This is a genomic window from Negadavirga shengliensis (genome assembly GCF_042652345.1).
GTDB classification, from domain to species: Bacteria; Bacteroidota; Bacteroidia; order Cytophagales; family Cyclobacteriaceae; genus Negadavirga; species Negadavirga shengliensis.
In genome coordinates this window covers 106189-119767 of sequence record NZ_JBHSJJ010000004.1, presented here as the reverse complement: position 1 = coordinate 119767, position 13579 = coordinate 106189, and the positions used below count along the sequence as shown (strand labels likewise).

Below are 13579 nucleotides of genomic sequence, written 5' to 3'. Positions count from 1 at the left end.
TTGAGTAACTAGACCTGCCAGGTTTTAAAAACCTGGCAGGTCTTTAAAAATCAATAACCCGGATTTTGATCGGTGGCAGGGTCTATGGCACCGTTAAAATTGGTTTCCTGCAGGGGAATGGGCCAGAGGTAATGTGCCTCGGCAATGGTGAGGCCTTTGTTTTTCATGACGAATTCCTGGGCCCTGCCCGTCCTCTTCAAATCCAGCCACCTTTTGCCTTCAAACTGGAATTCATAGGCCCTTTCCTGCAACACCGCATCCAGAAAAGGATCAATTTCATTTGCGCCAAACTGATAATCTACAGGTGATGGTGACTGGGGTGGATTCCCGTAAGCCCTCCTTTTTACCTGATTCAGGGCTTCAACTGCTTCCTGACCCACCGCGCCATCGGATCTTGCAGCGGCCTCCGCGAAAATCAGCAAAACCTCTGCGTATCGATAAATGGGCAAATCATTACCGGCTCCCGTCTGGCTTATCGCATTGGGGTCTATGTATTTACCACTAACCAACGTGGTGGATCCCAAGCCAAAATCAACCTGATCCCACAGATCTTTTCTAATGTCATCATCATCCCATTCCATGTAAAACGGGTTGGTGGCATCACTGTAATGGGCGTAGGCCCCTCCGAAATTAAAATAACCGGTACTGGGGTGATTCAATACCCAAAGCATCCAGTTGCCCTGCTCCAATTCCCTGGCAAACTTGAAATAAAAGATCTCTTCAGGGCTTGTCGTCAGTTCGGGACCGAAAATATTCCACTGAATGTCGGCTTTGCTGGTCACGGGCACCAAAGAAAACCTGTTTGACTGGATAACTTCCGAGGCTTTGTTTTTTGCATTTTCATATTGTCCCAGAAAGAGGTATACATCTGCCAAAAGGGTTTTCGCAGCATAAACCGTGGGTCTTCCCAAATGCTTGGGGGTTTCTGGAAGATTGGTCTCTGCTTCCGCCAAATCCGCCAAAATCAAACCATATACGTCCTGAACGGAGCTTCTGGGCAGATCAATTTCCTGCATGGTATTTTCTGTCCTCAGCGGCACGCCTCCCCAGTTGCGGACCAGGTCAAAATAGCTGAGCGCCCTGAGGAACTTTGCTTCGGCGACATACAAACGGATGTGTTCTTCACTTATATTACTGCCGTTGGGGGCGTTTGCTATGACCAAGTTTGCATTTCTGATGGCTTGATAAAAGGAATCCCATCTCGATCCTGCAGTGTTGATGTTTGTTGGATTCAATCCGGCAAAGTCATTGTATTGCGCCCGGCTTCCCCTTCCATATCCCCAATCGGTGTGGGCATCCAGCACCGCTATCTGTTCTGCCCTCATTGACCTTAAAGGGGAATAAACGGCATTTACTGCCGTTTCCACCTCTTCGGCCGTGTTGTAGAAATTTTCCACAGCGACCGTCTTGGGCTGTTCCAATAGCAGATCCTCGCAGGCACTCAAACCCATCATAACGATGAGTAGGATCAAGTGCGAAATATATGGTTTGTTATATTTTTTCATCGCTTTAATTTCTTTAACTGGTACAAAGATTAAAACCCAAGCCTGAAGCCCATGGTGATGGATTTAGGAACAGGATAACTATAATGGTCAATTCCTTGTTGGATTCCTGCCCCTCTGGAATTAACCTCCGGATCCCACCAGGAATATTTGGTGAGGGTGATTAGGTTTTGGGCACTGACATATATTTGGGAATTGTGGATCAGCGCATTTCCAATTTTTTCAAGAGGTATTCTATAGGCTAACTCAATATTCCTGAACCTCAAAAACGATCCGTCTTCAATGAACCTGTCCGACACCCGCGCCGAGGCACCTCTGCTTATCCTTGGATACTTCGCGTCCGGATTGGTAGGTGTCCAATGATCATATAAAACATCTTTGGGCATGTTCATTCCCTGACCGTAATCCAGGGTACTTGGAATAGAACTTACATTGAGAATATCATTTCCATATGCCCCCTGAAGGAAAAAACTCAACTCAAAATTCCTATAATTCATGTTGGAATTAAAACCATAGATGAATTTGGGATTAGGATCACCTATGTATGTCTTGTCATTGTTGGTAATACTGCCATCTCCATCCACGTCCAAAAACCGGATTTGTCCATTCTCATTGTATCCATCCTCAACAAATCCCCAAAATTGACCTATGGGCCTGCTTTCTCTTAAAATGGTGAGATTATCCGCTACCACCAGGACATTTACAAAAGCCCCAAGAATGTCCTCACCATTATGCAGACTGATCACCTTATTTCTGTTAAAGGCAATGTTTCCAAAAACATCCCACTTAAACTGTCTGGTCAAAACTTTGGCATCAACGCTGAATTCAACCCCTTTATTCTGCACTTCCCCCACATTCTGCACCGTGGTGGTAAAACCCAATGAACTCGGTAAACGGACGGTATTCAATAAATCCCGGGTGTTCTTGACATAATAATCCGCATTGAAAGTGATTCTGTCGTTAAGCAAACCTACATCCACGCCGATGTCCAACTGTTCTGTGGTTTCCCATTTCAGATCACCCGGAAGCACAGTGCTGGGTGCAAAGGTATTATAAAGCTGGTTGCCGAAGATGGTGAAACCGGGGCTCAATTGATTTAACGTGGCATAGGGATCAATAGCCTGACTGCCGGTCAGCCCCCAACTGGCTCTTAGCTTGAGGTCTGAAAGGAAAGATGAAGAAGATAAGAAACCTTCATCAGATATTCTCCACGCCGCAGCTCCGGAGGGGAAGTATCCCCATTTGTTTCCGGGACTGTATCTGGATGATCCATCGGATCTGAAACTAAAAGTAAACAGATATTTATTGTCATAGGTGTAATTAACCCTACCCAAATAAGACAAAAGCACCGCCTTGGAATAACCGCTGCTGGGAATCCCCGGGGTCTCAGCAGCACCCAAGCTGTAGGTCTCGAACGCATCACTCAAAAAACCCACACCGCTTGCGGCCAAAAAGGTCCTTAGGAAATCCTGATAAGTGAAACCGATCACTGCGTTCAGTTGGTGCTTATCAGCAAATGTATTATTATAACTGAGGGTGTTTTCATTTAAAAGACTTCTGAACTGGCCCGTGCTTACGCTGGCCCGGCCGGGAGAGTTAAAAAAATTCCTGGTGGTGTAACTATCGTTTCTGTCGTCCCTGTTTTCGATACCACCCGATATCCTTAATGTCAATTCCTTTGTGGGCTGGTATACAAAAGCCATATTGGTCAAGACCACATTGGCCTTGGTTTCATTGAATTGCTCGTTGATATGATTCAGGGGATTAATGATGTCAGGCGCCACAAAAGGGTATTCATTGGCCAACACTTTATAAGAACCGTCCTCATTGTACGGTTGTGAAATGGGGGCCGCAGATATGGCGGCGCCTATCATGGAATTTCCACGTTGTCCTCCCCCACTGTCCCTTCTTTCCGTTTTTAAATGGGTTAGCGTATTATTGAAGTCTATTTTTAGTTTCTCACTTATCGCATGGGTGATGTTTGTTCTCAGTGAATAACGGTTATAATCACTTCCCTTTACAATCCCTTCCTGCCCCAAATAACTGCCTGATATGGCATACTGTGTCTTGTTATTGCCTCCGCTGACATTCAAAGAGGTGGATAATATAGGGGCTTCCTGAAACACCAAATCCTGCCAGTCAAAGCCTTCGCCGAATCCTGCAAGTTGTTCCTCGGTGAAATAAAGGGGGATGTTGTCATTGGCCGCCTGAATATTTTGGAGTTCAGCATACTCCCTGCCATTCATCAAGTTCAGCTTTTTTCTCAAAGACTGGACGCTGTAACTTGATTCAAAGTCAACCTTTGTCGTTCCTTCTTTGCCTTGTTTTGTGGTGATCAAAACTACGCCGTTGGCTCCTCTCGATCCATATATCGCCGTGGCTGATGCATCTTTCAAAACTTCTATGCTCTCAATGTCAAAATTGTTAAGGTTGGTTGGATTGCCGGAAAAAGGAAACCCATCAATGACATACAAAGGCTCATTGCCACCCTGGATCGAATTGGTTCCCCTTATCCTGACACTGATGGGTGAACCGGGGGCGCCGGTGTTTTGGATCACCTGGACGCCTGCTGCCCTCCCGGACAAGGCCTGCATGATATTGGAGGTCGGAAAAGCATTGATCTCCGCGGCTTTTACCTGCGCCACAGAGCCCGTCAGGTCGCTTTTTTTGACGGTGCCGTAGCCGACCACCACTACCTCATCCAATGATCTCGCATCTTCCATCATTTTCACATCGATGATATTCGATGAACTTACTGCCCTTCTCTGGTTCTCATATCCCACGAAAGAAAAAATCAAAACAGTTCCCTCTTCCGCTTCAAGGGTATATTTTCCGTCGATGTCGGTTATCGTCCCCACACTGGTACCTTCGATGATGACCGTTACTCCCGGCATGGGCTCCCCGTTTTCGTCCGTGACGGTGCCGCTTACCTCTATTTCCAGCACCTCAATGGATACCAGTGCCTCGGGGTTGTGCTTCTTGGGTTTTTGTACATGGATATTTTGATTGATCTGCTTGAATTCAAGGCCGGTTTGCTTCGCGATATCCACCAGTACTTCGTAAAGGCTCTGGTGGTTGTCTCCAATAAAAATGGGTTGGAGGTCCCTTACCTCTCTGGTAAGGTAAACAAAATTAAAATCAGATGCCTTCTCTATTCTCCTGAAAGCATCCTGGACAGATACCCCTTCCAAAGGTATCCTGATCATCACTTCTTCTATGCTTTTGATCTGCGCATTTCCGTTCCAGGCAAATAACAAGCTCATGGTCGAACATTGGATCAAGAAGGCATAGGTAAACAATTTGCTCATGCGTATAACATGGGTAAGTATAAGATTTTTCATATCTTTACATGGTTTATTTTGGCTATTGACTAAATGGTTGAATAGACTGACATCGGCTCCTGATTAGCGTCAAATAGCCCGATGTACGATTTCAACCGGAGGTGTTGCAGCATCTCCGGTTTATTTATTAACATGGTTTAGGATCAAGTCGAGATGTTGGGAATGATATTTTGGTCCACTAATTTCCACGGATTTTTTTGACTTTAAAACCTTCCCAAATCCAGTAAATAGCCACTTTTAATGGGGCTCTTTGGAAGATATTTAAACTAAATCATTCGTGTCAATCCCCCGGTATCAGCCGGGGCAGGCTGTGAAATTCGTGGACAGTTTAAATCCAGAATTATTGCTTGATCCATAGTTTATTGTTCCATAGGCATTTTGGGTTTAGGGTGTGTGTTTGAATGTGATGCTCACTTTGTCTTTTTTGATTTCAAAATCCAGTCCGGCTGTATATCTCAGCCCCTCCAGGACATTTTCCAGGGTCTCGTTATAAAACTTTCCCGAAAGGTTCATCCCCGGTCTGGGCCGGTTTTGAAAATGGAATTTGACCCCGTACCAGTTTTCCAGCGCCCTGATGGCTTCGGATAATTCCGTATTGTTAAAGACGATCATTTTTCTCGTCCATCCCATCACCTGGTCCTCATCAAACCTTACCTTCAAAAAATCACCCTCGCCCGGTTGGATTTTCAAAGATTGCCTGGGTTCCAAGATGATTTCGTCCCGGTTTTCATGGGGTACTCCTATGGCCACTTTCCCCGTAACCAATGAAATCAGCAGATGTTCCTCCCGATAAGCCATGATATTGAAGGAAGTTCCAAGGGCCGTGGTGCTTACCTCACCGGTTTTTACCGTAAAAGGCCTGCCGGGGTCATGTTGTACTTCGAAAAATGCTTCCCCTTCCAAAAACACTTCTCTCCTTTCCGGAGAAAAATTTTCCTGGTACCTTAGGGAACTGCCGGAATTGAGCAGAACCTTGGTGCCATCTCCCAGTGTAATGCTTGATTTGACACCGGGGGGAGTGGTATATTCCTTGAATTTGGCAGGAACAGGCTGTTCCGCTACCGGTTCTGTTGGGGCCATCCTGCTGGCCAGGAAACCCACACCCAAGGTCACCACCAATATGGCCGCTACCCTCCACATCATTCTCGCCACGTCTGAGCTGCCGCTGTTCCCCCGTTTCGCATCCGAAAGCCGGTTGATCGGAATGATCTTTTGTTGTTGGGCCCGCTTGTCCTCTTTTTCGGTCTCTGTATCTATATAATCCCAGATTTCACCGAATTCCGATTCCTGCAACGGGTATTGATTGGAGAACAATTCCAGCAGCAGTTCCTTTGCCAACTCCACATCCTGAATTGCCGTGGGGTTTTTGGCCAGGTAGCTTTGCCAAATCTTATCCGATTCCGGATTGGGATGCAGCACCCATTTCCTGAATTCGGGATTCAGCACCAGGTCTCTTACGGAATTGCTGTAAATATCCATTGAAGCGTGTTTTCTATAGACATGTGTCAGCACCCGGCGATTTCTATCCTTTCTTTTGGAAAAAATTTTTGATTTTTTTACTCAATAAGAAAATGTGTGGCAGATTTATGGTGTCCTTTCTGGGTGTGGGTATTACTATCTACATCTCCCATGCCATGCATCGCAAACCCCATCCTCTCCCTTTTTAGGAGAACCGAGGGGGATCCTTTCCGCGCGTAGACTGCATCTGCACCCCAATTATCCTTTTAAAACACATACCGGGGCATTTGCAAGGCTGGTTTCCTTCCTTCTTCAACAACGGATTGTGACTATATGTAGTGCGGGATTTCAAGGCTTATGCCCCTTACTAAATGACGACGACAAGTGCGATGCCATCACGCGTCCAGAAACAAGGTATGATCCTCGACAAAGTAGGTCATCTAAATAACCATGAAATTCAAAAATAATATTTTGTGGCAGGCCATTTTCTTCTCTTCAACGAACGCTCTGTTCCACTATAGATGAATCATTGCGTTTCGCAGTTCAGGCTTCTTGCCATTCTTATTCTTCCGGTGATTCGCACGTTTTATCAATTCCAGATTTCATTCATTGCTGTCAGGATGATTGGCTTTCCGTCAGTAACCACAATAGTATGTTCGTGCTGTGCCATAAAGCCCCCTTTATTTCCTACCATGGTCCAACCGTCATTTAGCGTTTCGGCATAAGTGGATGTAGTTGAGATAAATGTTTCAATGGCAACAACAGCGTTTTTTCTAAATCTTTCCGGATTAAAGCGGTCTCTGTAGTTGGCTATTTCGTTTGGTTCTTCGTGAAGGCTTCTGCCTATTCCATGCCCTGTTAAATTTTTGATTACTTTATAACCACGTTTTTTTGCTTCTGTTTCTATCAGATGTCCTATATCTGAAATCCGGACCCCACCTTTTATATGATAAATTGCTTTATGCAAAATCTGCTTTGAAGCATCTATAAGTTTTTGGTGTTGGTGGATGTCTTTGCCCAGAACAAATGAACTTCCGTTATCAGACCAAAAACCATTGAGCTCGGCTGAAACATCAATATTCACCAAATCGCCTTCTTTTAAAATCTTTTTATCGGACGGGATGCCATGGCAGAATTCATTGTTTACGCTTATGCAAGTCCAACCCGGAAAGCGATAGGTTAAAAATGGTGCTGATTTTGCCCCCCAATCCGATAATATTGTGGCCCCGTAATTGTCCAACTGCTTTGTTGTCATGCCGGGTCGGGCATAGTTTCTCATTTCCCTTAAAGTGTAGGCAACGGCTTCACTTGCTTTTTGCATGCCGATCAGTTCCGTTTCTTTTGTTATTGACATATTCGTTTAATTGTTTGTTTGTTGTGGTTTTCGCCATAGCCTAACCCGTTAACCGGATTCAGCTACCCGAAGGTGGCGACTTCAAAGCACTTGACTGTCAATCAAGTACAAACTTTGATACAAAGCTTGTACTAACCACTTAACCGTCAGTTTAGGGTAAGCGCTATTGCCGGTTCCGGCTTCTTTGTTAATTCGTAAGTCCTTTATAATCAATGACAAATTTAAAAATTAAACGCACCCATCAAAGTTAAAGCAGAATAAGTCCACTGGTCATTACCAATTCCATTTACTTCCACTCTGGTAGCATTTAATTGGTAAATGAGTTGTAAATCAATAGTTTTTGATTTGTTTTTAAATGGCTGAATCGAATATCCCATTGCTGATGAAATATTTGTTCCTACACCAAACTGATGAAAGAACCCTTGTTCGTTTTGTGCATTGAGAAACCTATTTTTGGTAAAAACTGACGCAAGCCCTGCGTCAGCTTTGAAGAATAAATTGTTTTGCGTAAACGGGTAATATTTGGCAGCAAATCCCAATGAAAGGAAGTTGAAGAAGAATCCTTCTTCATATCCACCATTTTGGGGTTGCGAGCCAGTAAGCGAAGTTCTAAATGCAGTTCCAAGCATCAGACCGTTAACCATCTTTACAGGACGATAATAAGCTAATGCAACAGACCAACCTATGAGGCTACCATAGTTGCCAATATTTTTTCTATTTCCTTGCTCGTCAGCAAAATAGCTTAATGCATTACTACGCAGGTTTGCCGATTTGTTTAGTTCAGTTCCATCGTGTAGAAAAGGCGTTGAAATGCCAATGCCAAATTCAGTCTGAACGCTTTGTGATAAAGGGTTTTGAGCTTGAACAACTGCGATAGAGTTCAGTAAAACCACTATGAGAATTGTTGTGTTTTTCATCTTACTTATTTCTTTTAAGGTCAAAAGTATAACCAATGCTTACATTGACAATCAAAGGTGAAAAGCCTATTCCCGAAGCCAAAGATTTTAACTCTTCTGTCTGACCTGTCCGTGTATTTTCATAGCGATAAGCATTATTGTCGAAACTTGAAGCCACTGTTGGCCAAAACCTAACACTTGGTGCTACGGTAATTCCTTTAAGAGCATTTTCTTTCTTTTTGAATGGCTGGAAAAAGCCGTACAGTCCAGGTCCGACACTGTAATTGTTGGCATCTACGCCTATTCTGTTCTCAATAGTTTGTACATCACCTTCGTAATAAAATTCAAAACGATGCCATTTGGGTTCTACACGCAAATTGAGCCACTCTGTGAAACGATATCCAATGCCAAATCCTGTTGAAAAAGGCATATGTACCACTAATCCTTGACTTTGTAAATAGTCAGGAAGTAAACTCCCGCTTAAATCAAGTGAAATCCCGTGCGAATAGTCAAAAATAAGACGATTGTGAATGTAGTTTACTTCCACATTGAAACCGCTTACGACAAGAGGCTGAGTTAGTCCAAATACTAAAGCAATTTTTTTGTCTTGCTTCCAGTCTTTGCTTTGTGCATTAACGCGTTGACTTAGTGAGCAACCAAGCGCAAGTATGAATAAGAGAATTTTAAGTGTTTTCATTGAAACAGAGATTTTAGTTATTGATACTGCAAAGGTCAAAATCTCTGTTTTTAATTTCCTTCACATTTGTGAAGAAATGAATCAGCCCTTGAAATTTTTTCTGATCCTACTCAATGATTGTGGCGCAATACCCAGATAGCTAGCAATATGGTACTGTGGAACACGCTGTATAAACTCAGGATTCTCTTTGGCAAATTTGGCATATCGCTCTTCGGCCCTTAAAACCTGTAACTCATTATTTCTTGACATTGAGGCGATAAAATATTTTTCTATCAGTTTACGAGTGTATATCTCAAATGCTGGAACTTCCATATATAGCTTTCTTAAGCCTTCAAAAGAAATTACTTGAAGTTCAGTTTCTTCAATTGTTTTAATGGATATAGGCGAAATACTATGGTGAATAAAACTCTCATATTGTGTAATCCAATCCGCTTCTTTCGCAAAATCGCAGACAACTTCTTGCCCAGTATCACCTATTTTATAATATAAAACGATACCCTTTTCAATGTAGGCTAAATTTCTGCAAATTTGACCTGACTTGATGAAGTATTCGTCTTTGTCTAAGTATTTAGGCTCAAAATACTTTATGATTAAGTCCAACTCAAAGATGTTAACTCGTTCTTGTTCTAAATTTGTATGTAGCCTTTTTTTCGTCATCTTTTGCTTTTGGTTTTAGCCTGACCGCCAATATGTTCATTGCTTTACCTTTGGTCAATTAATCCCTCTAAGTTGGAAGGGTTTGTGCACCGCCAGGCGGATTAAAACTATGATATTATTACAAATTATCAAATATAAACCAGTTGTGTTACCGGGATGGAGTAACACCGCTTTTTTTGTGTCGCCGGCAAAGGAAGAGATCATTACGCCTCAATCAAAACACATTTCTCCAGAAAAATCCGGCCCGACCATATACCTATACCTTAAACGGGGCAGCATTTACTTTAAGGGGTCAATTAATATCCGACAAACAATGACAACAATGACAACACTGACAACCACGACAACAAGAACAACCCGACAACAACGACAACAACCACAACAACGACAACATGGATAACCCGGACAACCCTCAGATCTCCTCTCCAAAAACACAAAAAGGGAAAAACCGCTATCAAGCAAGCAACAGCAAAAACAACAACACAAGATAATGTTTCCTCAGGTTGCAGATAGCCTTCCAGGTCAGGGTGTATACGGACTGAACGTTGATACCCATAAGTTTGGAAATTTGGTCATTGGATAAATTCTCAAAAAACACATAGCGGATAACCTCCTTTTGCCGGGAAGGCAGTTTATCCAAAGCATCCAAAAGCCTTTGGTTGACCATTTCTTCCTTTTGAAGGTGAATGATGCCCATTTCCGAATCGTTGCGGAAATACAGGGCATGCAAGCCCTCAGCCTGCTCCTTGGCATGCCGGTTGGATTCCCTGACGATTTCCTTCTTGATTTTGTTGGCCAAAGCCTTAAAAACGTACATTTTGACGTTCTTCACTTCCACCCCGTTTTTTCTGTACCGCCATATCTCAATAAAAAGTTCCTGGATACAGTCCTTCACCAGGCTCCGGTTAGGGGCGATAGACAACCCAAAAGCCATCAACTCCTTGGCAAAAAGGGCATAAAGGCCTTCCAATCCGGTTTTGTCACCGAGTTTTATCCGTCTCCAGCATTCCTTTTCGTCAAAAGCAGAACCGGAGCTGTCATCTACATTAAAATCGGCCATTATTGGGGTTGTTCTATTGCTAACCCTCAATTATAGCCATTATAATTTTCATTTGCCAAAAATTTGTTTCTTTTGTTTTTCTCAAAATAGCAGGGTATTTTAAGGCTTTGGAAAGTATCATACAACCTCTTATACTGGTTAAACTCCTTTGCTACGAATCCATTGCAGGAAGGACATCCTTATGAGATCACTTTGTCTATCATGACGTAAAATGCTTTCTTTCAGCTGTTTGCTTTTGGATCAGCAACGGGTTCATATTATAATTTATTCAGCCTATGCGGAGATCAGCTATTTTGGGAAATGGAACATTAGACCGATAGGATCAATAATCTGATGGGCGCTTTTCTTAATGATCCGGTGGGCAGATTTTAAAGTTTGCATAAAAATAGAACAACGATGTCGAAGCTACACAGAAGGGACTTTATTAAAATGTCGGCGAAAATAGGTCTAGCCGCGTCGATATGGGAGCCACTTTTACAAAAAGCGCTGGCAGTAGAGGCCTATAACGCCACCCGGTCCATAAATGATGTACAGCACATCGTCATCCTCATGCAGGAGAACCGTTCCTTTGATCACTATTTTGGCGCGATGAAAGGCGTGCGGGGATTTGGAGACCGCTTTCCCATACCGCTTGAAAGCGGTCAGCGGGCATTTCACCAATCAGACGGTGAAAAAATCGTTCCCCCTTACCGTGCCGACGGAAAGGTAACCAATGCGGCATTCGTTAATGGTACTCCACATAATTTTCCCGACACACAGGCGGCGTGGAACCAGGGAAAGTACGGGTTTTGGCCCTTGTTTAAAACGCCCTATTCAATGGCCTATTACACCAGGGAGGAAATCCCCTTTCAATACGCCATGGCCGAATATTTTACGATTTGCGACGCCTATCACTGTTCCATAGCCACAGGTACAGATCCCAATCGAATCATCTTTTGGTCGGGCGCTGTCGACAATCCCGAAAAACGGGCCGCAGGTATCAACTGTACCGATGCGGATTCGGAGCCGGTCAATCTGCGGTGCTGGATCAAAGGACAAATGCCCGAACCTGGCTATACTTATCAGGGAAGTGCCTTTACATGGCCTACCATTCCTGATGTGTTGCAGGAAGCCGGCATCAGCTGGCGCATCTATCAAGATCCGAACGACAACTGGACAGGCGCCATGCACGGCTGCCTGGCCTTCGAAAGCTTCCGGAAGGCCAAACCGGGTTCTCCGATTTATGAAAACGGCATGCGGCACTGGTCTCTGGAGGACTTGGCCAACGACGTGAAAAACAAAACCCTCCCCCAGGTAAGCTGGATATTGCCATCCCAAAGCAATTCGGAACATCCGGGAGCTCCTTCCAGTCCTTACCGGGCGTCCAATTTCACACACGAAGTGTTATCGGCGATTACATCCAATCCCGAAGTGTGGAGCAAGACGGTGTTTTTTCTGACATTTGATGAAAATGACGGTCTTTTTGATCACATCCCGGCCCCTGCGGTACCTTCCTACAACCTGGATAATACCCTTGCCGGCAAATCAACCCTGGATCTTGCCGGAATGTATTTTCATAATGACAAAGACGACCTCAGCGATACGGAGACTCCCCGTAAATACATCGACCTAAGAGATACCATCTCAGGCAAGCTGCGTCCCTGGGGTATGGGGCCGCGAGTGCCCATGTACATCCTGTCTCCCTGGAGCAAGGGCGGATGGGTAAATTCCGAAGTCGCAGACCATACTTCGGTCGGGCAATTTATCGAAAAAAGGTTCGGGGTAACCATCCCCGCTATTTCGGCATGGCACCGGGCCGTCAGCAGTGATCTTACCTCGGCGTTTGACTTTATCACCCCCAATGACACAAAGATGCCTGTCATGCCCGATACGGCTGGTTTCGAGCAAATTGACGCAGCTTCCAAAGAATTGCCCAAAGCCACAGCCCCTGCGGCGCCTTCCCGCTTATACCAGGAAAAAGGAACACGTCCTTCAAGAGCCCTCCCTTATCGTCTGTACTGCACACTGAATCACCTTAAAGCCGATAATCAGATACAGCTCGTTTTTGATAATAAAGGGAATAAAGGCGTCGTATATCACGTGTACGATATGAAGCGCCTGGATAAAATCCCCCGACGGTACACGGTAGAGGCCGCCAAATCACTGAAAGACGAATGGGACGTTACCGAATCCGATGGTGCTTATGATCTTGAAATCTATGGGCCCAATGGCTACTTCCACAGGTTTACCGGCAATACCGGACATGCCGAGCCGGAAATCCGGTTGGAATACGACCATGCTGATGGTGGCATTCTCGTCCGGTTGGCCAATAAGGCAACGGTCCCGCTCAGGGTGACGATCGAAGCCAACGCATACGAATATCCGGAAACCGATCCGGTATCCTTACCCCCCGGCAAGGAACAAAGCGTACCCATGGATTTGGCAAAAAGCAAACATTGGTATGATTTCACCGTCAGCACCCAAGAAGGTTTTTCGCACCGGTTCGCCGGAAGGGTAGAAACAGGCAAACCTGGCATCAGTGATCCGGCGATGGGCGCGGAATTATAAGAATCCGCTCATTTAGTTTGAAGATAGGCATCCACCCTATGCGTCAGTTCTCCTAATGAGATTAGAA

The 13579-nt window shown here is 44.5% G+C and carries 9 protein-coding genes; 1 reads left to right on the top strand and 8 read right to left on the bottom strand.

Annotated features, from left to right (window positions below; genetic code table 11):
• Positions 1 to 50 precede the first annotated feature (50 nt).
• From ACFPFU_RS08295 to ACFPFU_RS08260, 8 genes are all read right to left on the bottom strand, one after another.
• Positions 51 to 1505 carry a RagB/SusD family nutrient uptake outer membrane protein gene (locus ACFPFU_RS08295; protein ID WP_377063393.1) on the bottom strand — a complete coding sequence of 485 codons (1455 nt, stop codon included), beginning with the start codon at positions 1503 to 1505 and terminating at the stop codon, positions 51 to 53.
• A 29-nt stretch (positions 1506 to 1534) separates the two neighbouring features.
• Positions 1535 to 4843: a SusC/RagA family TonB-linked outer membrane protein gene (locus ACFPFU_RS08290; protein WP_377063391.1), complete on the bottom strand. Its 3309-nt coding sequence runs from the start codon at positions 4841 to 4843 to the stop codon at positions 1535 to 1537.
• Between the two features lie 384 nt (positions 4844 to 5227).
• Positions 5228 to 6322 carry a FecR family protein gene (locus tag ACFPFU_RS08285; RefSeq protein ID WP_377063389.1) on the bottom strand — a complete coding sequence of 365 codons (1095 nt, stop codon included), beginning with the start codon at positions 6320 to 6322 and terminating at the stop codon, positions 5228 to 5230.
• Positions 6323 to 6890: 568 nt separating this feature from the next.
• Positions 6891 to 7655, bottom strand: a complete 765-nt coding sequence (gene map, locus ACFPFU_RS08280; RefSeq protein WP_377063387.1) for a type I methionyl aminopeptidase — start codon at positions 7653 to 7655, stop codon at positions 6891 to 6893.
• A gap of 221 nt (positions 7656 to 7876) precedes the next feature.
• Positions 7877 to 8572 (bottom strand): hypothetical protein, encoded by a 696-nt coding sequence (locus tag ACFPFU_RS08275; protein WP_377063383.1) that lies wholly within the window; start codon positions 8570 to 8572, stop codon positions 7877 to 7879.
• Position 8573: 1 nt separating this feature from the next.
• Positions 8574 to 9248: a hypothetical protein gene (locus ACFPFU_RS08270; RefSeq protein WP_377063381.1), complete on the bottom strand. Its 675-nt coding sequence runs from the start codon at positions 9246 to 9248 to the stop codon at positions 8574 to 8576.
• Between the two features lie 81 nt (positions 9249 to 9329).
• The gene (locus tag ACFPFU_RS08265) at positions 9330 to 9905 is read right to left on the bottom strand and encodes a Crp/Fnr family transcriptional regulator (RefSeq protein ID WP_377063379.1); all 576 of its coding nucleotides are present in this window, start codon (positions 9903 to 9905) and stop codon (positions 9330 to 9332) included.
• 454 nt (positions 9906 to 10359) lie between these two features.
• Entirely contained in the window at positions 10360 to 10965 is a 606-nt protein-coding gene (locus tag ACFPFU_RS08260; RefSeq protein ID WP_377063377.1) for an RNA polymerase sigma factor, read from the bottom strand.
• Positions 10966 to 11361: 396 nt separating this feature from the next.
• Here ACFPFU_RS08260 and ACFPFU_RS08255 point away from each other — a divergent pair, with 396 nt between their 5' ends.
• Positions 11362 to 13512: a phosphocholine-specific phospholipase C gene (locus ACFPFU_RS08255; RefSeq protein ID WP_377063376.1), complete on the top strand. Its 2151-nt coding sequence runs from the start codon at positions 11362 to 11364 to the stop codon at positions 13510 to 13512.
• The last annotated feature ends 67 nt before the right edge of the window (positions 13513 to 13579 follow it).